The sequence below is a fragment of the Enterobacter sp. BNK-18 genome, assembly GCF_047456135.1.
GTDB classification, from domain to species: Bacteria; Pseudomonadota; Gammaproteobacteria; order Enterobacterales; family Enterobacteriaceae; genus Enterobacter; species Enterobacter ludwigii.
The window spans coordinates 3058256-3083103 of sequence record NZ_CP179899.1; the positions used below are offsets into that span (position 1 = coordinate 3058256).

Annotated in this window: 24 protein-coding genes; 12 read left to right on the forward strand and 12 right to left on the reverse strand. The window is 55.3% G+C overall.

Translation table 11 applies throughout. The features are described 5' to 3' along the window. The first annotated feature begins 227 nt into the window (after positions 1 to 227). Complete coding sequence (locus ACMGG3_RS14685) at positions 228 to 1268, forward strand: aldo/keto reductase (RefSeq protein ID WP_025203160.1); 1041 nt, start codon at positions 228 to 230, stop codon at positions 1266 to 1268. A gap of 52 nt (positions 1269 to 1320) precedes the next feature. Here the strand turns inward: ACMGG3_RS14685 and ACMGG3_RS14690 are convergent, their stop codons facing one another. After that, complete coding sequence (locus tag ACMGG3_RS14690) at positions 1321 to 1809, reverse strand: TIGR00645 family protein (RefSeq protein ID WP_014171606.1); 489 nt, start codon at positions 1807 to 1809, stop codon at positions 1321 to 1323. Positions 1810 to 1890: 81 nt separating this feature from the next. Continuing rightward, positions 1891 to 2394 (reverse strand): ESA_00282 family adhesion-associated protein, encoded by a 504-nt coding sequence (locus ACMGG3_RS14695; protein WP_414149278.1) that lies wholly within the window; start codon positions 2392 to 2394, stop codon positions 1891 to 1893. A gap of 102 nt (positions 2395 to 2496) precedes the next feature. Here ACMGG3_RS14695 and ACMGG3_RS14700 point away from each other — a divergent pair, with 102 nt between their 5' ends. After that, the gene (locus tag ACMGG3_RS14700) at positions 2497 to 2901 is read left to right on the forward strand and encodes a hypothetical protein (protein ID WP_020883662.1); all 405 of its coding nucleotides are present in this window, start codon (positions 2497 to 2499) and stop codon (positions 2899 to 2901) included. 1 nt (position 2902) lies between these two features. Further along, positions 2903 to 3355 (forward strand): hypothetical protein, encoded by a 453-nt coding sequence (locus ACMGG3_RS14705; protein WP_014171609.1) that lies wholly within the window; start codon positions 2903 to 2905, stop codon positions 3353 to 3355. 45 nt (positions 3356 to 3400) lie between these two features. Here the strand turns inward: ACMGG3_RS14705 and exbD are convergent, their stop codons facing one another. Both exbD and exbB read right to left on the reverse strand, forming a co-directional pair. Further along, entirely contained in the window at positions 3401 to 3826 is a 426-nt protein-coding gene (gene exbD / locus ACMGG3_RS14710; RefSeq protein WP_014171610.1) for a TonB system transport protein ExbD, read from the reverse strand. A 4-nt stretch (positions 3827 to 3830) separates the two neighbouring features. Next, on the reverse strand, positions 3831 to 4562 hold the full coding sequence (gene exbB / locus ACMGG3_RS14715) for a tol-pal system-associated acyl-CoA thioesterase (RefSeq protein ID WP_014171611.1): 732 nt from the start codon (positions 4560 to 4562) through the stop codon (positions 3831 to 3833). Positions 4563 to 4813: 251 nt separating this feature from the next. Here exbB and metC point away from each other — a divergent pair, with 251 nt between their 5' ends. Then, the gene (gene metC / locus ACMGG3_RS14720; RefSeq protein ID WP_025203159.1) at positions 4814 to 6001 is read left to right on the forward strand and encodes a cystathionine beta-lyase; all 1188 of its coding nucleotides are present in this window, start codon (positions 4814 to 4816) and stop codon (positions 5999 to 6001) included. A gap of 149 nt (positions 6002 to 6150) precedes the next feature. Then, on the forward strand, positions 6151 to 6810 hold the full coding sequence (gene yghB / locus ACMGG3_RS14725; protein WP_014171613.1) for a DedA family general envelope maintenance protein YghB: 660 nt from the start codon (positions 6151 to 6153) through the stop codon (positions 6808 to 6810). A gap of 47 nt (positions 6811 to 6857) precedes the next feature. On the opposite strand, the gene ACMGG3_RS14730 is transcribed toward yghB, so the two are convergent. Continuing rightward, a complete protein-coding gene (locus ACMGG3_RS14730) occupies positions 6858 to 7757 on the reverse strand; it encodes an AraC family transcriptional regulator (protein ID WP_020883659.1) in 900 nt (299 codons plus the stop codon). A 195-nt stretch (positions 7758 to 7952) separates the two neighbouring features. Between ACMGG3_RS14730 and yqhD the strand changes: the two genes are divergently transcribed. Next, the gene (yqhD, locus tag ACMGG3_RS14735; protein WP_020883658.1) at positions 7953 to 9116 is read left to right on the forward strand and encodes an alcohol dehydrogenase; all 1164 of its coding nucleotides are present in this window, start codon (positions 7953 to 7955) and stop codon (positions 9114 to 9116) included. 105 nt (positions 9117 to 9221) lie between these two features. Next, the gene (dkgA, locus tag ACMGG3_RS14740) at positions 9222 to 10049 is read left to right on the forward strand and encodes a 2,5-didehydrogluconate reductase DkgA (protein ID WP_153852857.1); all 828 of its coding nucleotides are present in this window, start codon (positions 9222 to 9224) and stop codon (positions 10047 to 10049) included. 35 nt (positions 10050 to 10084) lie between these two features. Here dkgA and ACMGG3_RS14745 read toward each other — a convergent pair whose 3' ends face one another. Then, the gene (locus tag ACMGG3_RS14745) at positions 10085 to 12256 is read right to left on the reverse strand and encodes a YgiQ family radical SAM protein (RefSeq protein WP_020883656.1); all 2172 of its coding nucleotides are present in this window, start codon (positions 12254 to 12256) and stop codon (positions 10085 to 10087) included. A 200-nt stretch (positions 12257 to 12456) separates the two neighbouring features. Between ACMGG3_RS14745 and ACMGG3_RS14750 the strand changes: the two genes are divergently transcribed. Next, positions 12457 to 13932, forward strand: a complete 1476-nt coding sequence (locus tag ACMGG3_RS14750) for a TrkH family potassium uptake protein (RefSeq protein WP_078774180.1) — start codon at positions 12457 to 12459, stop codon at positions 13930 to 13932. A gap of 33 nt (positions 13933 to 13965) precedes the next feature. Here ACMGG3_RS14750 and ftsP read toward each other — a convergent pair whose 3' ends face one another. The 4 genes from ftsP to ACMGG3_RS14770 form a co-directional block, all read right to left on the reverse strand. Continuing rightward, complete coding sequence (gene ftsP, locus ACMGG3_RS14755; RefSeq protein WP_020883655.1) at positions 13966 to 15378, reverse strand: cell division protein FtsP; 1413 nt, start codon at positions 15376 to 15378, stop codon at positions 13966 to 13968. Positions 15379 to 15437: 59 nt separating this feature from the next. After that, a complete protein-coding gene (plsC, locus tag ACMGG3_RS14760) occupies positions 15438 to 16175 on the reverse strand; it encodes a 1-acylglycerol-3-phosphate O-acyltransferase (RefSeq protein WP_020883654.1) in 738 nt (245 codons plus the stop codon). Between the two features lie 164 nt (positions 16176 to 16339). Then, entirely contained in the window at positions 16340 to 18598 is a 2259-nt protein-coding gene (parC, locus tag ACMGG3_RS14765) for a DNA topoisomerase IV subunit A (RefSeq protein WP_014171622.1), read from the reverse strand. Positions 18599 to 18716: 118 nt separating this feature from the next. Next, positions 18717 to 19118, reverse strand: coding sequence for a YgiW/YdeI family stress tolerance OB fold protein (locus ACMGG3_RS14770; RefSeq protein WP_020883653.1), 402 nt, complete (start codon positions 19116 to 19118; stop codon positions 18717 to 18719). A gap of 138 nt (positions 19119 to 19256) precedes the next feature. Between ACMGG3_RS14770 and qseB the strand changes: the two genes are divergently transcribed. From qseB to ACMGG3_RS14790, 4 genes are all read left to right on the forward strand, one after another. Further along, positions 19257 to 19916, forward strand: a complete 660-nt coding sequence (gene qseB, locus ACMGG3_RS14775) for a quorum sensing response regulator transcription factor QseB (protein ID WP_020883652.1) — start codon at positions 19257 to 19259, stop codon at positions 19914 to 19916. After that, complete coding sequence (gene qseC, locus ACMGG3_RS14780) at positions 19913 to 21262, forward strand: quorum sensing histidine kinase QseC (protein WP_185791332.1); 1350 nt, start codon at positions 19913 to 19915, stop codon at positions 21260 to 21262. The genes qseB and qseC overlap by 4 nt, the downstream gene beginning before the upstream one ends. 105 nt (positions 21263 to 21367) lie before the next feature. Beyond that, the gene (locus ACMGG3_RS14785; protein ID WP_014171626.1) at positions 21368 to 21949 is read left to right on the forward strand and encodes an NAD(P)H-dependent oxidoreductase; all 582 of its coding nucleotides are present in this window, start codon (positions 21368 to 21370) and stop codon (positions 21947 to 21949) included. Between the two features lie 30 nt (positions 21950 to 21979). Next, the gene (locus ACMGG3_RS14790; RefSeq protein ID WP_414149279.1) at positions 21980 to 22294 is read left to right on the forward strand and encodes a putative quinol monooxygenase; all 315 of its coding nucleotides are present in this window, start codon (positions 21980 to 21982) and stop codon (positions 22292 to 22294) included. Between the two features lie 58 nt (positions 22295 to 22352). Here ACMGG3_RS14790 and ACMGG3_RS14795 read toward each other — a convergent pair whose 3' ends face one another. Both ACMGG3_RS14795 and ACMGG3_RS14800 read right to left on the reverse strand, forming a co-directional pair. After that, positions 22353 to 23540: a glycoside hydrolase family 88 protein gene (locus ACMGG3_RS14795; RefSeq protein WP_020883650.1), complete on the reverse strand. Its 1188-nt coding sequence runs from the start codon at positions 23538 to 23540 to the stop codon at positions 22353 to 22355. 27 nt (positions 23541 to 23567) lie between these two features. Further along, complete coding sequence (locus ACMGG3_RS14800; RefSeq protein WP_025203155.1) at positions 23568 to 24833, reverse strand: oligosaccharide MFS transporter; 1266 nt, start codon at positions 24831 to 24833, stop codon at positions 23568 to 23570. Positions 24834 to 24848 lie beyond the last annotated feature (15 nt).

Sequence of the window (24848 nt, forward strand, 5' to 3'; positions counted from 1 at the left end):
AGGGTGAATTCGCCCAGAGGCGAGTACTACTTTCGTTATCGGCAGAGAAAGCGGAAATTATAACCTTTTGTGATTATTTTTGATTAGCACGACTTCACAGGTAGCACAGCAGAAGTTAATCATTCCCGGCGGTCAGGCATGTCATCGCTTATCAACAGGATTTGTGATTTGATAAGCACAGAATGAAAACGTTGTTTCGAAAATTCATCGACAAGAAAGGAGACATCATGTCCTGGCACCCTTACCCCGCCCGCTACGAAAATATGCAGTACCGCTACTGTGGAAAAAGCGGCCTGCGCCTGCCGGCGCTGTCGCTTGGTCTGTGGCATAGTTTCGGCCACGTACAGCCTCTCGACTCTCAGCGGGCGCTGTTGCATAAAGCCTTCGACCTCGGCATTACCCATTTCGATCTTGCCAACAACTACGGCCCGCCGGCGGGAAGCGCGGAAGAAAACATGGGTCGTCTGCTGCGGGAAGATTTTGCCGCGTATCGCGATGAACTGATCATCTCAACCAAAGCAGGCTATGACATGTGGCCGGGGCCGTATGGGTCGGGCGGGTCGCGCAAATACCTGCTCGCCAGCCTCGATCAGAGCCTCAAGCGCATGGGGCTGGAGTATGTGGATATTTTCTATTCTCATCGCGTGGATGAAAATACGCCGATGGAAGAGACCGCCGCTGCGCTGGCCCAGGCCGTGCAGAGCGGTAAAGCGCTGTATGTCGGTATCTCCTCCTACTCCACGGAGCGCACCCAGAAAATGGCGGACCTGTTACGTGAGTGGAAGATCCCGCTGCTTATCCACCAGCCGTCTTACAACCTGCTCAACCGCTGGGTCGATCACACCGGCCTGCTGGATACGCTTGAGAAAAACGGGGCGGGTTGCATTGCGTTTACGCCGCTGGCGCAGGGTCTGCTGACCGGAAAATACCTGAACGGTATTCCTGAAGATTCTCGTATGCAGCGTGAAGGCAAGAAGGTGCGCGGTCTGACGGAAAACATGCTGACTGAAGCCAACCTGAACAGCCTGCGTTTACTGAATGAGATGGCACAGGCCCGTGGTCAGACGATGGCGCAAATGGCACTGAGCTGGCTGCTGAAGGATGAACGCGTGACGTCCGTGCTGATTGGTGCGAGCCGTCCGGAGCAGATCGAAGAGAACGTGCAGGCCCTGAATAACCTGCACTTTAGCGACGATGAGCTGAAAAGGATTGACCAGCATGTTGCGGATGGGGAATTGAATTTGTGGCAGGCATCGTCGGATAAATAGCGCGGTCTGTCGCGCTCACGCCCCCCTCTCCCCTGGGAAGAGGGGGGGAAAATTACTTCTTACTGATCTTATCCAGATACCCCATCACGAACGCAGACAGCACAAACGTCAGATGGATAATCACATACCACATCAGTTTGTTGTCCGGGACATTCTTGGCGTCCATGAATACGCGTAACAGGTGGATAGATGAGATCGCCACAATCGACGCGGCCACTTTATTCTTCAGCGACGAGGCATCCATTTTGCCCAGCCAGTTGAGCTTCTCTTTGCGCTCGTCGATATCGAGCTGAGAGACAAAGTTCTCATAGCCGGAGAACATCACCATCACCAGTAATCCGCCCACCAGCGTCATATCCACCAGCGAGAGCAGAACCAGAATCAAATCTGCTTCGGCAATGGAAAAGATGTTCGGCAGAACATGCAAGATTTCCTGGAAAAACTTAATCGTCAGCGCAATCAGCGCCAGCGAAAGGCCAAAATAGACGGGTGCCAGTATCCAGCGAGAGGCGTACATCGCGTTTTCAAAGAAGCGTTCCATAAAGTCCTGTCTGCAAACGAAACCAGCGCCCAGTATATCTCAACGGCGCTGACTGTTTGCAACAACTCACTCGTTGTACGTTCAGACATTGTCAGGATTGACGTCCGGGCGCGCATATTCCGGCCAGACCAGCATCACCAGTTCCGGATACGCCTCCAGGCTGAACTCACGAAAACACTGGCGCAGGTTTAATACGTCCAGATCGGAACAGGAGACCTTCTCACCGTTAAGGCAACGCTTTTTGATATTGTCATAATATTTATACACCGCGGAATTCAGGTCGCTGCAGCGGCGCTGCGCTTCAAACAACCCAGGCGTGTCATTAATTTCCGACATTTTCATTCGCTTAATTGTCGCGTGCAAAAAGTCGATATATTCATGGTTCACCCGCCAGTACCAAACCGGTGTAACCGAGTTCATCAATACGGAGAAATGGTCTTCACCTTCCTCTTTTGTCATCAGTTCAGGTAGCGGAGGTTCACTGGCGTCTTTCGACACTTGCGTTTTATTGAACTCCTGCATCAATAAAAGAACACCAGCGGTCAGTAATAGTAATGTGATGACCGTAAAAAAAATGCTGTTCATGGGTAGGCTCCATTTTTTTTGATTTTAAAATTGCCTCATGATATTGTCAACGAATCTCACGCCTTTACCAACCCCACCCTGTTGTAATTAAAGGAAATTAAAATGCTGCCCGACTACCTCGTCCCGGCTAAGTACCACATTGCGCCTGTGGAACAGCAAACGACGGAAGCAGAAAAAGAGGCTAATTTCACTCAGGGGAAAAGAAAGCTCTCTGATTACGAGTCTGACATATTAATAGGCGTTTCTCGCACCGGTAAATCCCGTAATATGTTACTGGAAGAGCACGACCGTCATATAAAGGACCGGTTATTTCGCGCCGTTAAAATAGAAGCCTTTGTCCACCTGCTGAATGACCTGCAGGCCGAAGGTGAAATAGATGCCCAGAAATTAAGTCAAATAATCGCGGAAAAAACCAAAGAAATAAACGAAGCCGGCAATGAAATTTGGCTTAATCTAATTACGCGTGAAACCAATAACCCTATTTTTTATAACCTGGGGGAAGAGTAACGTGAAAGAAATTAAAGATAACGACGTTTATTTGGCTTTAGATAACAAAAAAAGTGATGAATTTATCTTAAAGCAAAATCTCGATGCACTGCGAAACACAAAAAATGCCGAGATGACGCGAATAACTCAGGACCTGGTATCGATCCCGGCGACGCTGGTACGCCTGAAATGGCATAATCGCCGCGAGATTTATCCTCTGCAGGTGAAGGAAGAGATATACGGCGCGGTGATGAATACCCTCATCGAACAGCGGCCTGAGCTGAAAGAGAAGCTTCTCGGGCGTCTGGAGGCCAATTATCAGTATCTGCTCGCCAGAGAAGTGGCCACCCTGCGTCTGACGCGCAAACTGTCCGACGGCGAGTACCGCACGTCAAACGTCACCTGCGTTGCGCTTGATGAAGACGCGCTGGCGTCCCACGCGCCTGCGCCTGCGCCCACTGAGACAAAAAACTGATCGCCCGACACGCATAAAAAAAGCCGGCTTTCGCCAGCTTCTTTGTTATTTCGCGGCCGCTTTCTCTTCGCCGACCAGCCCAATCTTGAGATAACCCGCCTGATGCAGCGTGTCCATTACCTTCATCATGGTTTCGTAATCGACGGTTTTATCCGCGCGGAAGAAGACCGTGGTGTCTTTCTTGCCGCCGGTGAGCTGATCCAGCGCCGGGATAACAGACTGATCCGTCACCGGGTCGTTGCCGAGGAACATCGATTTATCCGCTTTCACCGACAAATAGACAGGTTTCTCAGGACGCGGCTGCGGCTGGCTGGAAGAGGCAGGCAGATTCACCTTCACGTCGACCGTCGCCAGCGGCGCAGCCACCATGAAGATAATCAGCAGAACCAGCATGACGTCGATAAACGGCGTCACGTTGATTTCATGCATTTCGCCGTTATCGTCCAGATTTTCGTTAAGACGCATCGCCATACAATCAACCTACGCGCAGTTTAGACGCCGCATGCACCGGTTTAACGGAGCTGGCATTGAGGTCAAGATCGCGGCTTTGCAGCAGCAGCACCTGCGCGGCGACGTCACCGAGCGTGGCTTTATAGTTGCCAATCATACGCGCGAAGATGTTATAGATGACGACCGCCGGAATGGCCGCGACCAGACCGATTGCGGTCGCCAGCAGCGCTTCGGCAATCCCTGGCGCAACCACCGCCAGGTTGGTGGTCTGCGTCTGCGCAATGCCGATAAAGCTGTTCATGATGCCCCAGACCGTACCGAACAGACCGATAAACGGTGAGATCGCCCCGATAGTGGCCAGATAACCGTTACCGCGGCCCATATGGCGGCCAACGGCAGCAACGCGACGCTCCAGGCGGAAGCCGGTACGTTCTTTAATACCTTCGTTATCTTCACTGCCTGCGGAGAGTTCCAGCTCGTTCTGTGCTTCGTTGACTAACAGGGTGGTCAGGCTTTTTCCATGGAAGGATGAGGTCATGTCTAAGGCCTGATCCAGCGAGCGGGCTTCAGCCAGTTGCTGTTGTTCCCGCTTGAGGCGACGCTTCTGCGACAGCAGTTCGACGCTCTTACTGAAGAAGATAGCCCAGGTGATCACGGACGCCAGAACCAGGCCGATCATCACAATCTTAACCACGATGTCAGCATGATGATACATGCCCCAGACGGAGAGATCCGTCTGCATCAAATTATTACCCACTCTGTATCTCCAGGACGCAAATCACAAAATCTGACCGTAATAATATCAAAACGTCGTCGAATTGATAGTAGTTCTCATTAGTATTTACATACTGCCGTAATTTTCGTTCACTTTCCTTGCGCTTACGCAGTAAAAATTTCTTATGCGTATTTTTGCTAATATTTTCTGCTTATTCGATAAGCCCCCGGGTGCAGATTTTTACAATCGTGGTAGTCTGGACGTCCAGACGTATAAAAACAGGGTTAGCGAACATGACAAAGAAGCATCTTGATACCACGCTGGTACAGGCAGGACGCAGCAAAAAATACACTCAGGGATCGGTCAACAGCGTGATTCAACGCGCCTCCTCACTGGTATTTGATACCGTCGAGGATAAAAAAATCGCCACGCGCAACCGCGCCAAAGGCGGGCTGTTCTATGGCCGTCGTGGCACGCTAACCCATTTTTCACTTCAGGAAGCCATGTGCGAACTGGAAGGCGGCGTGGGCTGCGCCCTGTTCCCCTGTGGTGCGGCGGCAGTCGCCAATACCATTCTGGCGTTTGTGGAACAGGGCGACCATATCCTGATGACCAATACCGCTTATGAACCAAGCCAGGATTTTTGCACCAAAATCCTCAGCAAGCTCGGCGTGACCACCGGCTGGTTCGATCCGCTGATTGGCGAAGGTATCGCTGAACTTATCCAGCCGAACACGCGCATTGTGTTTCTGGAATCCCCAGGCTCTATCACCATGGAAGTGCACGACGTCCCGGCTATTGTGAAAGCAGTGCGCAGCAAAGCCCCCGAGGCAATCATCATGATCGACAACACCTGGGCGGCGGGCGTGCTGTTCAGGGCGCTGGAATTCGACATTGATATCTCTATTCAGGCAGCGACCAAATATCTGATTGGCCACTCTGATGGCATGATCGGTACTGCGGTATCCAACGCGCGCTGCTGGGATCAACTTCGGGAGAATGCCTACCTGATGGGCCAGATGGTGGATGCGGATACGGCCTACATGACCAGCCGCGGTATCCGTACGCTGGGGGTGCGCCTGCGTCAGCACCATGAAAGCAGTCTGAAGGTGGCCGAATGGCTGGCCCGGCACCCGCAGGTCGAGCGCGTTAACCATCCGGCGCTTCCGGGCAGCAAAGGCCATGAATTCTGGCAACGTGACTTTACGGGCAGTAGCGGGTTGTTCTCATTTGTTCTTAAAAAACGGCTCAGTAACGACGAACTGGCGAACTACCTGGATCATTTTACCCTTTTCAGCATGGCTTACTCCTGGGGCGGGTTTGAATCCCTGATCCTGCCTAACCAGCCGGAGCAAATTGCGGCCCTGCGCCCCGGTGGAGAAGTGGATTTCAGCGGCACGCTGATCCGACTGCATATTGGTTTAGAAGATGTTGACGATTTAATTGCGGATTTAGCGGCAGGGTTTGAACGTATCGTGTAGAGTGCATGCTGAAAATGTACTCCCTGGACGCTTTTGTGAACACTGCCACCAGAAAAGTCTGCATTAGTTGCGCCCGCGATCAAACCCCACGGGCGAATTAGGGAGTACAATAGCGCTATATCTGCATCTGCTGTTCCACAGGAAAGTCCATGGCTGTTATTCAAGATATTATTGCGGCACTCTGGCAACACGATTTTGCCGCGCTGGCGGACCCTCACGTTGTAGGTATCGTCTATTTCGTGATGTTCGCAACCCTGTTTCTGGAAAATGGATTACTGCCAGCCTCATTTTTACCCGGTGACAGCCTGCTTTTACTGGCCGGGGCGTTAATCGGTAAAGGCGTCATGGACTTCACGCCGACGATGGTCATACTTACCTCCGCTGCCAGCCTCGGTTGCTGGCTGAGCTATCTGCAGGGCCGCTGGCTCGGCAATACGCGCGTCGTGAAAGGTTGGCTGGCGCAGTTACCGCATAAATATCATCAACGTGCGACCTGCATGTTTGACCGCCACGGTCTGCTGGCGCTGCTGGCCGGGCGTTTTCTGGCGTTTGTTCGCACGCTGCTGCCCACCATGGCAGGCATTTCCGGGCTGTCAAACCGCCGCTTCCAGTTCTTCAACTGGTTGAGTGCCCTGCTGTGGGTAGGCGTGGTGACCACGCTTGGCTACGCGCTGAATATGATCCCCTTTGTGAAACACCACGAAGACCAGGTAATGACCTTCCTGATGATCCTCCCGCTTTTCCTGCTGGTCGCGGGACTGCTCGGGACGATTGCGGTCGTGATTAAGAAGAAATACTGCAGCGCGTGATATAAAAAAGCCGGGTGACGTTACGCTTACCCGGCTGGACTTTCCCCTCAGGTCCCCTGCATCATTCTGATGCGCGACGCATCTTCCCCCGGCGTGACGCCGAAGTAACGCTTAAACTCCCGGCTAAACTGCGACGCACTTTCATAGCCCACCCGCATCGCCGCCGCGCTGGCCTTCATGCCATCATGGATCATCAGCATACGAGCCTTATGCAGCCGATAGGTTTTGAGATACTGCAGCGGCGAGGTGCTGGTCACCGACTTAAAATTATGATGAAACGCCGAGACGCTCATGTTTGCTTCCGCCGCCAGCTGGTCAACGCTCAGGTTTTCCGTGTACTGGCTTTCGATACGCTTGAGCACGCGGCTAATCAGGCTGAAGTGCGTCTGGCGGCTGACCAGCGCGAGTAATGCCCCACCGCCCGGCCCCAGCAGCACATGGTAAAGAATTTCGCGGATAATCTGTTTGCCCAGGATGCGTGCATCCAGCGGCCGTTCCATAACGTCGAGCAGACGCTCAATGGCGCAGAGGATCTCCTCGGATAACGTCGCGGAGTTAATCCCGCTCGCGGGCATCGACGGGCGGAACAATGCGTCCTCGCCAATCTCCATCAGCAGTTCCTGCAGCTGAAGAATATCGACATTTAAACGAATACCCGCCAGCGGTACCGCTTCTGTCGCGAAAGTTTCACATTCAAAGGGTAAAGGTACTGTGAGCAGCAGATATTCATTGGTGTCATACCGGAACACGCGCTCATTGATATAGCCAATTTTATGGCCTGAAAAGAGAAAAACGATGCCCGGCTGGTACATGACCGGTGTGCGTGTCCCTGGCTGCGTCCCATACAGAAGACGAATGTCAGGCAGCATGTCACCGACGCCATTTTCTTTATCAATCAGTCTTTTAATCTGCGCAGTAAGCTGAAGGCAGATCGCTTCACGGTTCATTTTACGTTACTCCGGCTACGGTTTCCGACGTTAACAGTGTGCGCAGTTTACCGTGTTTTCTCCAGAGCTCTGTAGAAATGGGCAAGACATCGGCAGGAATGTGCATTGAGAGGATAGCCCCGGACGGCCACAATGTGCAGCATCAGGTCGCCTTCAGCGCCACCACGGTTTTTCACCCACATAAGGGAACGAGCAATGAATAATTTTAATCTCCACACCCCAACCCGCATTCTGTTTGGTAAAGGCGCTATCGCCGACCTGCGCGCACAGATCCCCGCTGATGCCCGCGTACTGATCACCTACGGTGGCGGCAGCGTGAAAAAAACCGGGGTACTGGATCAGGTTTACAGCGCGCTGGAAGGTCTGGACGTGCGTGAGTTCGGCGGTATCGAGCCTAACCCGTCTTATGAAACACTGATGAACGCGGTCAAGATCGCCCGTGATGAAAAAGTCACCTTCCTGCTGGCAGTCGGCGGCGGCTCCGTTCTGGATGGCACCAAATTCATCGCCGCTGCGGCGCACTACGCGGACGGTATTGACCCGTGGCACATTCTGGAAACCCGCGGCAGCGATATCAAAAGCGCGATCCCAATGGGTTCCGTGCTGACCCTGCCTGCGACCGGTTCTGAATCCAACAAAGGTGCCGTTATCTCCCGTAAAACCACGGGTGATAAGCAGGCCTTTATGAACGATCACGTTCAACCTGTATTCGCCATCCTCGATCCGGTTTACACCTACACCCTGCCTGCACGTCAGGTCGCGAACGGTGTGGTCGATGCGTTTGTGCACACCGTTGAGCAGTACGTTACCTACCCGGTAGATGCCAAAATTCAGGATCGCTTCGCGGAAGGCATTCTGTTGACGCTGATTGAAGACGGTCCGACAGCGCTGAAAGAGCCGGAAAACTACGATGTGCGCGCCAACGTGATGTGGGCGGCAACCCAGGCGCTGAACGGTCTGATCGGTGCCGGCGTGCCGCAGGACTGGGCAACCCATATGCTGGGCCACGAACTGACGGCCATGCACGGTCTGGATCACGCGCAAACGCTGGCCGTCGTCCTGCCTGCACTGTGGAACGAAAAACGTGATACCAAACGCGCCAAACTGCTGCAGTACGCTGAGCGCGTGTGGAACATCACCGAAGGTTCTGACGATGCGCGTATCGACGCGGCTATCGAAGCAACCCGCAGCTTCTTTGAAGGTCTGGGCGTGCCAACGCGTCTGTCCGGCTATGGTCTGGATGGCAGCTCCATCCCTGCCCTGCTGGCGAAACTTGAAGAACACGGTATGACCCAGTTGGGCGAGCACGGCGACATTACGCTGGAAGTGAGCCGTCGTATCTACGAAGCGGCACGCTAAGCGTTTTTGACATCCCGCCTTTCGTTTTTTGACATTTCGTCCAGACTTAATGCACATCACATCGTCGGGGGTTCCCTCCGACGATGAGCACCTGAAGGAGGAAAAATGGCAAACCAAACCGTAATCAAGCTGCAGGATGGCAACGTGATGCCCCAACTGGGGCTAGGTGTATGGAAAGCCGGTAACGACGAGGTCGTCTCCGCCATTCATAAAGCACTGGAAGTTGGCTATCGGTCGATTGATACCGCCGCCGCGTACAAAAATGAGGACGGCGTGGGTAAGGCACTGGCCAGCGCTGGCATGCCCCGCGAAGACCTTTTCATTACCACCAAACTGTGGAACGACGATCAAAAACGCCCCCGCGAAGCCTTGCAGGAGAGTCTGGACAAACTCCAGCTCGATTTCGTCGATCTCTATCTGATGCACTGGCCAGTCCCGGCTATCGATCACTATGTTGACGCCTGGAAAGGGATGATTGAGCTACAGCAGGCAGGGCTGGTGAAAAGCATCGGCGTGTGTAATTTCCAGGTTCACCACCTGCAGCGCCTGATTGACGAGACGAGTGTCGCGCCGGTTATCAACCAGATTGAGCTGCACCCGCTGATGCAGCAGCGTCAGCTTCACGCCTGGAACGCCACGCACAAGATCCAGACCGAGTCCTGGAGCCCGCTGGCACAGGGCGGTGAAGGGGTGTTCGACCAGAAAATTATTCGCGATCTCGCGGATAAATACGGCAAGACGCCGGCGCAAATCGTTATTCGCTGGCATCTGGACAACGGCCTGGTGGTGATCCCGAAATCGGTCACGCCATCGCGTATCGCTGAGAACTTCGACGTCTGGGATTTCCGCCTGGATAAAGATGAACTGAGTGAAATTGCGAAGCTGGACAAGGGCAAGCGTTTAGGCCCGGATCCCGATCAGTTTGGCGGGTGAATAAAAAAACCCCGGCTCGCCGGGGTTTTTATTTTTTACGCTTTACGTTTCACGGGTTTCTTCGCACTGGCGTTACCGTTTGAACGCTGATGCACAATCGGCGTGTGCTTGGTCAATGCCGGGCGCGTATGGCGGTTCTGGCGGCGCGCTTCACGCATCTCGTCAAGCGTAGGCGCAGGCACTAGGCAGTCGCGGCGCGAGCCGATCAGATGCTTTTTACCCATATCTTCCAGCGCCTGACGGATCAGCGGCCAGTTAGCCGGATCGTGGTAGCGCAGCAGTGCTTTATGCAGACGGCGCTGTTTATCCCCTTTCGGCACCACCACATCTTCACTCTTATAGCCAATTTTACCCAGCGGGTTCTTGCCGGTGTAATACATGGTCGTTGAGTTCGCGAGCGGTGATGGATAGAAGTTCTGCACCTGATCCAGACGGAAGCGACGCTGTTTCAGCCACAGCGCCAGGTTCACCATGTCCTCATCGCGCGTGCCAGGGTGCGCGGAGATGAAGTATGGGATCAGATACTGCTCTTTACCCGCCTGCTTCGAGTAGGTGTCAAACAGCTCTTTAAAGCGATCGTAGCTGCCCATACCCGGCTTCATCATCTTGGACAGCGGGCCTTCTTCGGTATGCTCAGGGGCAATCTTCAGGTAGCCACCCACGTGATGCGTCGCCAGCTCTTTGATGTAGCGCGGATCTTCCACGGCGATATCGTAACGCACCCCGGAAGCGATCAGGATCTTCTTGATCCCTTTCAGGTCACGCGCACGACGATAAAGGTTGATCGTCGGTTCATGGTTGGTATCCATGTGCTGACAGATATCCGGGTACACGCACGACAGACGACGGCAGGTCTGTTCCGCGCGCGGTGACTTACAGCGCAGCATGTACATGTTCGCAGTCGGGCCGCCCAGATCGGAGATCACCCCGGTGAAGCCAGGCACGGTATCGCGAATGGCTTCGATCTCATTGATGATCGAATCTTCGGAGCGACTCTGAATAATGCGCCCTTCGTGCTCGGTAATGGAGCAGAAGGAGCAGCCGCCGAAGCAGCCGCGCATGATGTTTATTGAGAAACGGATCATCTCATACGCCGGGATTCGGCTCTCGCCGTATGCCGGATGCGGCACGCGTTTGTACGGCAGCGCGAAGACACTGTCCATCTCTTCGGTGGAAAGCGGGATGGCCGGCGGGTTGATCCAGATAAAGCGCTCACCGTGCTTTTGCATCAGCGCACGCGCGCAGCCCGGGTTGGTTTCGTGGTGCAGAATACGGGACGCATGCGCGTAGAGCACTTTATCGGCTTTGACCTTCTCAAAGGAAGGCAGCAGCACGTAGGTTTTTTCCCACGGTTTCGGGCGCGGCGGCTGAACAACGATAGCTTTCGTTTCGGCTTTCTTTGGCTCTACCGGCTTGTTATCCGCACACGGCAGATCGTCGCCGTACGGGTGCGGGATCGGGTCGATTTTACCCGGCATATCAATGATACGGGAATCCACCCCGCTCCAGCCCGGCAGCGCCTCTTTCACCATGATCGCGGTGTTGCGCACGTCGCGGATGCTGCTCACCGGCTCACCCTGTGAGAGACGGTGCGCCACTTCCACCAGCGGACGTTCACCGTTACCGTAAATCAGCATATCGGCTTTGGAATCCACCAGCACCGAACGGCGCACGGTGTCTGACCAGTAGTCGTAGTGCGCGGTACGGCGCAAACTCGCCTCGATGCCGCCCAGGATAACCGGCACGTCTTTCCAGGCTTCTTTGCAGCGTTGGGTGTAGACCAGCGTCGCGCGGTCAGGACGTTTACCCGCGACGTTATCCGGCGTGTAGGCATCGTCATGACGCAGCTTACGGTCGGCGGTATAGCGGTTGATCATCGAGTCCATGTTGCCTGCGGTCACGCCGAAGAACAGGTTGGGTTTCCCCAGACGCATAAAGTCGTCTTTGCTGTTCCAGTCAGGCTGGGCAATGATCCCCACCCGGAAGCCCTGCGCTTCAAGCATACGGCCACAGATAGCCATGCCAAAGCTCGGGTGGTCGACATAGGCATCGCCCGTCACCAGAATGATATCGCAGCTGTCCCAGCCCAGTTGGTCCATCTCTTCCCGGGACATCGGCAGGAACGGTGCCGGTCCAAAGCAGGCCGCCCAGTACTGGGGCCAGGAGAAGAGGTCACGATCCGGCTGGATCAGGGAAATTGCGCTCATAGTGCTTCCGAAGAAAAAATAGACAAAAGGAGCGGGATTATACGCTGTTAGTCCGCCGGATTTGAAGAAAAGGATGCAAGAAGTAAACAGAAAATCCTGGAAGCCGTTAAAATACAGCGCACTGTTAATTTTGGATCATAATATCCACTATATCTTGCGGTAATCAGTTACCGGGATGCATTCTGGCACGGAGTTTCTTTGTGAAGTTCAACGATTCGTTACATGTGTCCCAGCTGCGGGTTGTGCTTCACCTCTGCGGTTTTCTGGTTCTTCTGTACAGCCTGTCCATGCTGCCGCCGATGGTTATCGCCCTGCTGAATAAAGAGCGAACCTACTTTGCTTTTTTAACCACCTTTTTGACCTTTTTCACCCTTGGCGGACTCACCTGGCGGGCAACACGTCATTCCGGTATACAGCTGCGCACCCGTGACGGTTTCGTGATTATCGTTCTGTTCTGGCTGCTGTTTTCATTGATTAGCGCCATGCCGTTATGGATGGATGACGGTCTGCAACTCTCCTTTTCCGATGCGCTCTTTGAAGGGGTTTCAGGGATCACCACCACCGGGGCGACGGTGATTGGGGACGTCAGTGCCCTGCCGAAGTCGTACCTTTATTACCGCGCTCAGCTCAATTTCATTGGCGGATTAGGGGTCATCGTACTGGCCGTCGCGGTCCTGCCGCTGCTCGGTATCGGTGGCATGAAGCTGTATCAGTCGGAAATGCCTGGGCCGTTTAAGGAGGAGCGCCTGACGCCCCGACTCGCCGATACCGCGCGTACGCTGTGGGTAACCTATCTGGCGCTGGGACTGGTCTGCACGCTGGCGTACTGGCTGGCGGGCATGCCCTTTTTTGACGCCGTCTGTCACGGGCTTTCCACCGTCTCATTGGGTGGGTTTTCAACCCGAAGTGAGAGCATCGGGTTTTACGACAGCCACGCGATTGAGCTTGTCGCCGGGGCTTTTTCACTGCTTTCCGCGTTTAACTTTACCCTCTGGTATGTCGTCATCGCGCGCCGCACGCTGAAACCGATTCGGTGCAGCCCGGAGGTGAAATTCTTTCTCGGTGCCGCCACCGTCATTATCGCCATCACCGCCTGGCAGGTGTGGCACGCGGGGATGTACAACGGTACCGACAGCCTGGTACATGCCTTCTTTCTGGCCAGCTCCATGATGACCGACAACGGTCTTTCGACGGCCGATTACGCTCACTGGCCTCCCCACACCATTTTCCTGCTGTTGAGCGCCAGCTTTTTTGGCGGCTGCGTCGGCTCTACCTGCGGCGGGATCAAAGCGCTGCGTTTTCTCATCATGTTTAAGCAGTGTATTCAGGAGATGAATCAACTTGCGCATCCGCGCGCGCTGCTGAGCATTAAGGTCGGCAAAAGCGTCGTGAATGAACGCGTTCTGCGCTCGGTGTGGAGCTTCTTTTTTCTCTACGTGATGATAACGGGCTTTTTCGTCTGGGCGCTGAACCTGCTGGGATACGATCTGTTCACGTCATTTGCCACCGTTGCGGCCTGTATTAACAATATGGGGCTGGGGTTCGGCGAAACGGCGTCAACCTTCGGAACGCTAAAAGACGAGGCCAAGCTGTTGATGTGTGCGGCGATGATTATGGGGCGTCTGGAAATTTATCCGGTACTGATCCTGTGCTCACGCTTTTTCTGGCGTGCATAAAAATTCCCGGCGAACCGGGAATCGTATCGTGGTTTAGGGTGCCGGGTTGACCAGCATCTGGCCGACGGACCCCCTGTCCATCATCTCCAGCGTCTGGCTGTGGAACAGGAACGGGAAGTGCGGCCACGAAGGCTGTCCGTAGTAGACCAGCAGTTCGACCTGCCCATCCACCCAGACGGTATCCTTCCAGCCCCTGTCTTCGGGGAACGGCATAGCGCCATTGACGTTGCGGATCAGGAAACTCACCCCTTCGATATGGAACGACTGCGGCATGTCCGAGCGAACCGTCCAGCGCTCCCAGGTGCCCTGCTGCGCGGTAATATCGATACGGTTAACGTCCCACAGCGTGCCGTTGATCCCCGGATCGTCGCCCAGGCTGATATCGCGGCTGCGCACCGGCGAACCGCTCATGATCTCCTGCGGTAGCAGGCGCATCGGCAGGCTGTCGGTCACCAGCGGCAGCAGGCCGGTAGGACGCAGGGTCAGCACCAGGGTGGAGACCAGGATACTCGACGGCTCAAAGAAACCGCGAATGCGGTCCACAATGCTGGCCGCTTCGCCACAGGTGATCGACACCTCATCACCGTTGGTCATATCAATAAGGATTTCGCGGCGTTCACCTGGCGACAGCGCCAGCTGCTTCACGGAAACCGGGGCCGGTAAAAAGCCCTGGTCGCCGGAGATGACGTGTAGCGCACGGCCATCGCTCATTTGCAGCTGGTAGCGGCGCGAGTTAGAGGCGTTCAGCAGACGCAGACGTACCCATCCGCGCGACACTTCGACATACGGACTTTGCGCGCCGTTAACCAGCAGCGTATCGCCAACGAAGCCACCGCTGCCCGGCTCGCTGTATTCCGGCGTACCGAAATTATCCAGCCGTTTGTCCTGAATAATGACCGGAAAATCATCCACGCCATAGTGGTTCGGGATTGGCAGGGATTTACTGATTTCATCTTCCACCAGCCACATACCGGCCAGGCCGTTATACACCTGCTGGGCCGTGCGGTTAGGGGTATTGGCATGATACCAGAGCGTCGCCGCGCTCTGACGAATCGGCAGAACGGGCGCCCAGTCAGCGTTAGGCGACATCATGCGCGCCGCGCCGCCAAGCAGCGGGCCAGGCACCTGTAAACCACTGATGGTCATGGCGACATTTTCTGTCGTACGGTTACTGTAGATCAGCTTAACGTCATCGCCATTCCACACGCGTATGGTCGGCCCAAGGTAACGCCCGTTAATGCCCCACACCGGCGCACGCGTGCCCTGGGTAAAGGACCAGTGGCTGCGCTGTAGCGTCAGGAAAAGCGGCTGCCCGCGACGGGATTCTATTAACGGCGGAATGGGCAGCGGCTGTTGCTGCCCGGCGGCGTTGGCTGTCAGCGGCAGCGCACCCGCACAAAGGGCGATCCCGGAAGCCTGAATAAACTGACGCCGACTGAATGACATATAAGCTCCATCTGAAACGACTAACAACGCGGGAATTCGTTTTCCCTTTTAACGCCGGCTTACTTCTTACCGGCGGCTTCTCTCTCTGCGACTTCTTTGTCGAGCAGCGCAATATGCTGAGCCATCAGTTCACGGCAGTGTGCTGCCAGCTCGCGAACCTGATCTTTACCGTATTTGCTGGTATCCACCGGCGGCAGCATTTCGACAATCACCAGCCCGTTATTCAGGCGGTTAAGATTAATCTTATTAGAAGTATTGGAAACACACACAGGAATAATTGGAACACCTGCCGCAATTGCAGCATGAAACGCACCGGTTTTGAACGGCAGCAGGCCACGACCACGGCTGCGCGTCCCTTCCGGGAACATCCAGATTGAGATCCTGCGCTTTTTGAAGTGATTAACCACTTCAGCAATAGTGCTGTGCGCTTTCGCGCGGTTGTTACGGTCAATCAGCAGGTTACCGGTCAGCCAGTACAGCTGGCCGAAAAAAGGGATCCACAGCAGGCTCTTTTTGCCCACGGTCACGGTCGGTGGCAGAACAATGTTGGAGGCCGTCACCATATCGTAGTTGTTCTGATGGTTAGCGATAAAGATGGCGTTACCGAAGTTCTCAGCCCCTTCCGGCAGGCGTTTTTCAACCTTCAGGCCAAACAGCGGCGCAAGGCGGCCGAACATATGGCCAAAGGTGGCGACATGTTTCGGATTGCGCGGACTGAACAGGCAATAAATAGAGCCGAAAATACAGACCAGAATGCAGTAAATAATGGTAAGAATTAAACGAACAATGAATAGCATAGCGACCTCTGAAGCCCTGACAGCTGACAATTATACTTCACCTGTGGCCAGGTAAGGACTTTATTACGAGCGCGTATTGTTAATCGCAACGCACGAATTAACAACGATTTTACGGGAAATTTTATTGAAATTCCCCCTCCGGAACAGAGGGGGAGATAACGGCGTTACTCTTCGCTGTCGCCCGCGGTACTGCGCGCAGGAGAGTCAATCTCCACGCGGTCAATACGCTGCAGGCCGCGCATCAACGAGCCGCGTCGACCGCGCTCGCCCACCACTTTCTGCAACTCTTCCGGTCGAAGCTTGATTTTACGTTTGCCGACATGAATGGTCAGCGTGCTCTGCGGCGGCAGAATAAAGAGGTGCGCCAGACCATCTACCCCTTTCGCCGCTTCCGCTGACGGGATGCTGATGATCTTGTTGCCCTTGCCTTTTGACAATTCCGGCAGGTCGCTGACCGGGAACATCAGCATACGTCCGGCGGCAGTGATCGCCAGCAGCATATCGCTATCGTTTTCCACCACCAGCGGCGGCATCACATGCGCGTTGTCAGGCAGGCTGATCAGCGCCTTACCGGCACGGTTGCGGGAAACAAGATCGTTAAAGGTACAGATAAAGCCGTACCCCGCGTCAGACGCCAGCAGCAGTTTCTGGTCATCGGCTTCCATCAGCATATGGTCAACCGTCGCACCCGGCGGCAGCGTCAGCTTACCGGTAAGCGGTTCGCCCTGTCCGCGGGCAGAAGGCAGCGTGATCGGGTCGATGGCGTAGCTGCGCCCCGTCGAGTCGATAAAGGCGACCGGCTGGTTGCTCTTACCTTTCACGGCGGCTTTAAAGCTATCGCCCGCCTTGTAGCTCAACCCTGGCGCGTCGATATCGTGACCTTTAGCACTGCGCACCCAGCCGCTCTGAGACAGCACAATGGTGACCGGCTCAGATGGCTGCATGTCGTGCTCATTCATCGCCTTCGCTTCTTCGCGCTCATGCAGCGGAGAACGACGGTCGTCACCGAATGCATCGGCGTCAGCCTGCAGCTCTTTCTTGAGCAGGTTGTTCATCTTGCGTTCGGACGCGAGGATCGCCTGCAGCTGATCGCGCTCTTTTTCCAGTTCGTTCTGCTCACCGCGGATCTTCATCTCTTCGAGTTTGGCGAGATGACGCAGTTTCAGTTCAAGGATCGCTTCGGCCTGGGTTTCACTGATGCCAAAGCGCGACATCAGCGCCGGCTTCGGCTCGTCCTCGGAACGGATTATCTCAATAACTTCGTCGATATTGAGGAACGCCACCAGCAAACCTTCAAGGATGTGCAGGCGTTTAAGCACTTTTTCCAGTCGATAGTTCAGACGGCGGCGAACGGTATCGCGGCGGAACGTCAGCCATTCGCTCAGGATCTCCAGCAGGTTTTTCACTGCCGGACGACCGTCGAGGCCGATCATGTTCAGGTTGATGCGGTAGCTTTTTTCCAGATCGGTGGTGGCAAACAGGTGGTTCATCACCTGCTCCATGTCCACGCGGTTGGAACGCGGCACGATCACCAGACGCGTCGGGTTTTCGTGGTCGGATTCGTCGCGCAGGTCATCCACCATCGGCAGCTTTTTATTGCGCATCTGGGAGGCAATCTGTTCCAGCACTTTCGCGCCGGAGACCTGGTGCGGCAGCGCGGTGATGACCACTGCGCCGTCCTCTTTGGTCCACACCGCACGCATGCGCACGGAGCCGCGGCCGTTCTGGTAGATTTTGCGGATTTCCGCGCGCGAGGTGATGATTTCGGCCTCGGTCGGGTAGTCCGGCCCCTGCACGATATCCAGCAGATCGTCCAGCGTGGTTTTCGGCTGTTCAATCAGGGTGATGGCGGCTTTCGCCACTTCACGCAGGTTGTGCGGCGGAATGTCCGTCGCCATACCCACCGCGATACCGGTAGTGCCGTTCAGCAGGATGTTCGGCAGACGCGCAGGCAGCATTTTCGGCTCCTGCATCGTACCGTCGAAGTTTGGCACCCAGTCCACGGTTCCCTGACCCAGCTCGCCCAGCAGCACTTCAGCATAGCGGGAGAGACGGGATTCGGTATAACGCATCGCTGCGAAGGATTTCGGATCGTCCGGCGCCCCCCAGTTCCCCTGACCATCCACCAGCGGATAACGGTAAGAGAACGGCTGTGCCATCAGCACCATCGCTTCATAACAGGCGCTGTCGCCGTGCGGATGGTATTTACCCAGTACGTCACCGACGGTACGGGCGGATTTTTTGAACTTGGCGGTCGCATTCAGCCCCAGCTCGGACATCGCATAGACGATGCGGCGCTGAACGGGCTTCAGGCCATCCCCGATAAACGGCAACGCCCTGTCCATGATGACGTACATGGAGTAGTTCAGGTAGGCGTTTTCCGTGAATTCATGTAGCGCGAGGCGCTCTGCCATATCGCTCATTATGTGTGATTCCTCAACTCAGAAACCGAAAGGTTTCAGGCAATATTGCCGCAGATACTACCTTATCTGGCGTGTTGAGTCACAAAGAAAAAAGGCCGCATCCGCGGCCCTTTCGGGGTTATTTGTTCAGTTTGATAACCTGCTTCACGTCGATTTCAAAATCGTTCCACTCTTTATCGACTTTACCCTGGATTTCCACCTTATCCTGCGGGGTTACGGTCACGCCGTTCCAGCGCTTGTGGTCAATCTCCACGTTAACCGTACCGGTCTCATCGCGGAAGGTGTAGCGGTCATCAGACAGGCGCTGAGTGATGTTCCCGCGCAGCTTCACCCAGCTGTCGTCCTTCATGTCCTTCACTTTCACCGCGGTGGTGAGGTTCGCGTCATTATCGACAAAACCGCCCGCCTGCGTCTGGGCCTGGGTTTGTGCGGCAGAGGGGCCGTTAAATCCGCCCTGTGCAGCAAAAACAGGGGCAGTGGTCATCATCATGATGGCGGCAATCGCAGCGAATTTTTTCATATTAACTCTCCCTTTAATGTGGTTTCGCAGTCCATTTAACAGGGTAAACCTTAACAACTTCTTAAGGGAAAAATTTATTTATTATTACTGTACAGCAGGCTGATGCAGAGGGTTTACTGACGTTATCAAGGAGGGAACATGCGCATTTTACTGGTTGAAGACGACAAGCTGATCGGCGATGGCATCAAAGCGGGGTTAAGCAAAATGGGCTTTAGCGTGGACTGGTTCACCGACGGAAAAACCGGCCAGACCGCGCTTCATTCTGCACCGTATGATGCCGTAGTGCTGGATCTGACGCTGCCGGAAATCGACGGACTGGAGATTCTGCGCGCCTGGCGCGAAAGCGGACGCCGCGAGCCGGTATTGATTCTGACGGCGCGGGATGCGTTGAACCAGCGTGTCGAAGGGCTGCGTCTGGGGGCGGATGATTACCTGTGCAAGCCCTTTGCACTGATCGAAGTGGCTGCCCGCCTTGAGGCGCTGGTGCGCCGAAGCCACGGCCAGACCCGCAGCGAGTTGCACCACGGAAAGGTCACGCTCGATCCCTCCAGTCTCGTGGCCACGCTGGACGGCGAAACGCTGACGCTCAAGCCGAAAGAGTTCGCCCTGCTGGAGCTGCTGATGCGTAACGCGGGCCGCGTGCTGCCGCGCAAGCTGATCGAGGAAAAGCTCTACACCTGGGACGACGACGTCTCCAGCAACGCCGTTGAAGTCCACGTCCACCATCTTCGTCGTAAACTGGGCAGCGAATTTATCCGCACCGTGCACGGTATCGGCTATACCCTGGGTGACGCATGAAACTGACCCAACGCCTGAGCCTGAAGCTGCGCCTGACGCTCCTCTTTTTAGTGCTGTCGCTGACGGCGTGGTTTGCCGCAAGCCTGGTCGCCTGGCAGCAGACCACCCACACGCTGGATAAGCTGTTCGATACGCAGCAGATGCTGTTTGCCAAACGGCTGTTGACCATGGATCTGGATGAGATCCGGGCCCCCGAACGGATGCGTGAGATCCCCAAAAAAGCGAAGCACGGTCGTCTGGATGACGACGCGCTGGCCTTCGCCATCTACGCCACCGACGGCAAGATGATGTTAAATGACGGCGAAAACGGGCGGGACATTCCGTACCACTATCGCCGCGACGGGTTTGATAATGGACGGCTACAGGGCGACAACGACGAGTGGCGTTTTTTATGGCTCACCTCACCCGACGGGAAGTACCGCGTGGTGGTCGGCCAGGAGTGGGAGTATCGCCAGGAGATGGCGGTAGATGTGGTCAGCTCCCAGTTGACCCCGTGGCTGGTGGCGCTGCCCCTGATGCTGTTGTTGCTGATCGTTCTGCTGAGCCGGGAACTGAAACCGTTAAAAAAACTGGCGCAGACCCTGCGCTCCCGCTCACCGGATGCCACCGACGCGCTCCCGATTCAGGGGGTTCCCACTGAAGTGCGCCCGCTGCTCGACTCGCTGAACCATCTGTTCACGCGAACCCAGGAGATGATGACCCGCGAGCGTCGTTTTACCTCAGATGCCGCGCACGAGCTACGCAGCCCTCTCGCGGCCCTGAAGGTGCAAACCGACGTGGCGCAACTGTATCAGGACGATCCGCAGGCGCAGCAAAAAGCGCTGGCGCAGCTGCATGCGGGTATCGATCGCGCATCCCGGCTGGTGGATCAGCTCCTTACGCTGTCGCGTCTGGACTCGCTGGATAACCTCGACGATATCGAACCGATCGTGATGGCCGATCTCCTGCAGTCGGCGGTGCTGGATATCTGGCATCCGGCACAGCAGGCCGGGATTGATATTCGTCTGAACATTCATGCCTCACAGGTCACACGTCAGGGCCAGCCGCTGCTGCTGAGCCTGCTGGTGCGTAACCTGCTGGACAACGCCGTGCGTTATAGCCCGCATGGCAGCGTGGTGGACGTCACGCTGGACACCCGGCGATTTACCGTGCGTGACACCGGCCCCGGCGTTTCCACCGATGCGCTGGCGCGTATTGGTGAGCGTTTTTATCGCCCACCGGGACAGGATGCAACGGGTAGCGGCCTGGGGTTATCTATCGTCAGGCGCATTGCCGCCCTGCATGGTATGCGCGTCGCGCTGGGCAATGCGGCAGAAGGCGGCTTCGAAGTGAAGGTCAGCTGGTAAGGGATTATTGCGTTTAATGCAAAAGACTTTGCACATTTTGCTCATTTAACCGCATCGCTCGTGCGCGTAAAATCCTCGCCATACTTTCATCTTCGAGGACACCTCATGAGCAACATTCTGATTATCAACGGTGCAAAAGAATTTGCGCACTCTAAAGGCCAGCTGAATGACACCCTGACCGAGGTCGCGGACGGTTTTCTGCGCGACGCCGGGCATGATGTTAAGGTCGTGCGCGCGGACAGCGATTACGATGTCAACGCGGAAGTGCAGAACTTCCTGTGGGCTGACGTGATTATCTGGCAGATGCCTGGCTGGTGGATGGGCGCCCCCTGGACCGTGAAAAAATACATGGATGATGTCTTCACCGAAGGCCATGGCGCACTGTACGCCAGCGACGGTCGCACCCGCTCCGACGCATCCAAAAAATACGGTTCTGGCGGCCTGATTCAGGGCAAAAAATATATGCTGTCCCTGACCTGGAACGCACCGCTGGAAGCGTTCACCGAGAAAGATCAGTTCTTCGAAGGGGTGGGCGTTGACGGCGCGTATTTGCCGTTCCACAAAGCTAACCAGTTCCTCGGAATGACGCCGCTGCCAACCTTTATCGTTAACGACGTCATCAAAATGCCTGACGTCCCGCGCTATATCGCAGAATATCGCAAGCATCTCGCGGAAATTTTTGCTTAACTGGTAACCTGGAATTAGAAGGAGTTAACCATGCTTACTGTTATTGCTGAAATCCGTACTCGTCCAGGCCAACATCACCGCCAGGCGGTGCTGGATGAGTTCGTGATAATTATCCCCACCGTACTGAAGGAAGAAGGCTGCCACGGCTACGCGCCGATGGTCGACGCCACCACCACCGCCAGCTTCCAGGCTACTGCCCCAGACTCGATCATTATGATTGAGCAGTGGGAAACCGTGGCCCATCTTGAAGCCCACCTGCAGACCGCGCACATGAAAGCGTGGAGCGACGCGGTGAAGGGCGATGTGCTGGAAACGCATATCCGCATTCTGGAGCAAGGGGTGTAAGTTTACCCAGTTCCTGATTCCTGCCCTCCCCCTTCCGGGAGAGGGTCAGGGAGGCATATTACCAGTACAACTTCCAGCTTTGGGTAAACCTGACCAACGCCTCCACGTAGAAGTAGTCCCCCCAGCTCGCGCACTCGTCCACGCCTTTATTGCTTGCCAGATGATAAACGGAGTGCTTCAGCAGCCCAGTGCCCTTCTCATCTTTGCCCATCAGGTAGTGTTTCGTCAGTGACGACATCATTCCTTTTGCCCATTCAGAATACCGCTCGCGATCCGGATCGGTCACCGGCAGGTGCTTCACCAGCTCCAGCAGGCCACATACCGCAATCGCCGCCGAGGACGCGTCGCGTAGCGCATCCGTGCCGACCAGCGCCAGGTCCCAGTGGCAGACGTAATCTTCCGGCAGACGGTTGAGGAAGTAGTTCGCCAGCCGTTTCGACAGGGCAATCATCGTCGCATCACCGGTATAGATGTAGCTCAACAGGAAGCCGTAAATTCCCCACGCCTGCCCGCGCGACCAGCAGGAGTCATCGGCATAGCCTTGCTGAGTATTGCCGTAGCGCGGCGCGCCGGTGTGCACATCCATATAGTAGGTGTGGAACGTTGAGGCATCTTCACGAATAAGGTACCTCGCTGCCTGCATCACGTGTGCTTTAGCAGCATCGGCAAAGCGCGGATCGCCCGTCTGTTCGCTCGCCCAGTAGAGCAGCGGCAGGTTCATATTGCAGTCGATAATCATCCGCCCGGCCTGTTCCGGGTCAGCCAGATCGCCCCACGCCTGAATAATTTTTGCCTTCTCGTGGAAGCGCTCCAGCAGCGCCTCTGCCGCCAGCAGCGAAAAGCCACGCGCCTCACGGTTCCCGGTCAGTCGCCAGGCCGCCACGCAGGAGAGCGTATACAAAAAGCCCAGATCGTGGGTGTTAGTGTCGTGGCGCCCGGCGATACGCAGGCCAAACGAGCGCACATGTTTTTCCGCCATCGCGCGGAATTTCGCTTCGCCGCTCATCTCCCACGCCAGCCACAGCTGCCCGGTCCAGAAGCTGGTGGTCCACTCCACGTTGTCGGTCAGCGGATAAAAACCCTGCTGGCAGGTTTCCGCCGGGAACTGCTCACCAAACGCCGTTAAATGGCGGCTAATCAGCGCAAGGACATGGTCGCGTGCTGAACTCAGTTCATCGCGGAATACGCGCGAGTCAACGGGCACGGGGATAGCGGGCAGGCGTTCCTCTGCGATACGACTTAACATATTTCGGTTCCTTCTTTGACGGCTTAATTATCGTGATGAGGGTTCTGCTACGTTCAGCGCGCGGGGGCCGCGCCATTTACTCTGGCAGGCCGATAACGTAAAGGCAGAAATAAACGTGAAGATCAGCGCCGTGGCGCCCATGATGATATAGGTGTTCTCGAAACCGATGCGGTCATACATATAGCCGGCAGGCGACGAGACCACGACATTGCCGACATACAGCATCGCCTGATATCCCAGCAAATACATGGTGGCGTTGACACGCTTATCGAAATGTTCGGCAATATATTTAAAGACGGAGACCAGCAGCAGACAAATTTCCAGACCGTACAGCGGCTTAAGAATGGAAATTAACAGATGTGAATCACACAGACCGGAAATAATCAGACGCGCACCGACCACCAGTCCGACAATTAACAGTCCACGTTTGGCACCAATAGCGTTCACCAGCAGCGGGATCACCATATACATGACAAACTCCATTCCCGACTGCACGGTCCCCAGATAACCAAACACCGCATTGCCCTGGTGAATATCATCAAAGAAGGTCACGAAATAGCGCGAAAACTGCTGCTCGGCGATAAACATCATCCACGCCACACCGGCCACGTACAGACAGAAGGCCCAGAATTTACGGTTACGCAGCAGCGCGTAAACGTCTGACGGGGCAATTTTCTCTTTCGTCAGCACTTCGCCGGCATGTGCGGAGTTAGTATTCACTTTCAGGCTCAACAGGACAATCAGCATCACCACCGATGCCACGCTGCCCATAATAAAGTTATACGCTGGCGAGAGATTAAACAGCAGGCCGGAGAAGGAGGACGCCACTGCCCAGCCAAGGGAGCCCCACATCCGGATCTGACCAAACTCCATACCGTTTAAACGGCTAAAACGGTCAGAATAGGATTCGCACGCCGCCACGCCCGCATACCAGGCAAAGCTTAAATAGAGTGCGCCAATAATAATCCCCAGCAGCGTGTTGGACATTAACAGCGGCTGATAGACATAAATAAAGAACGGCGCCATCAGGGCAGACATTGCCACCACAAAATAGAGCAGGTATTTGCTCATGCCGATCTTATCGAGAATATAGCCATAGATGGGCTTCAGAATGACGGAGAAAATACCGTTCACCGCAAATACGGTACCAATCACCGAACCACTGAGGTTCGCTTTCTGGCCTAACCAGATAGCCAGCAGGCCAATACTGGCAGACCAGGTAAAGAAATAGAGAAATATAAAACTGCTGATTTTGTAATATTCAGTTCTGTTTGTTGTAGCGGTCTTTTTCATATCATCCTCGCCGAC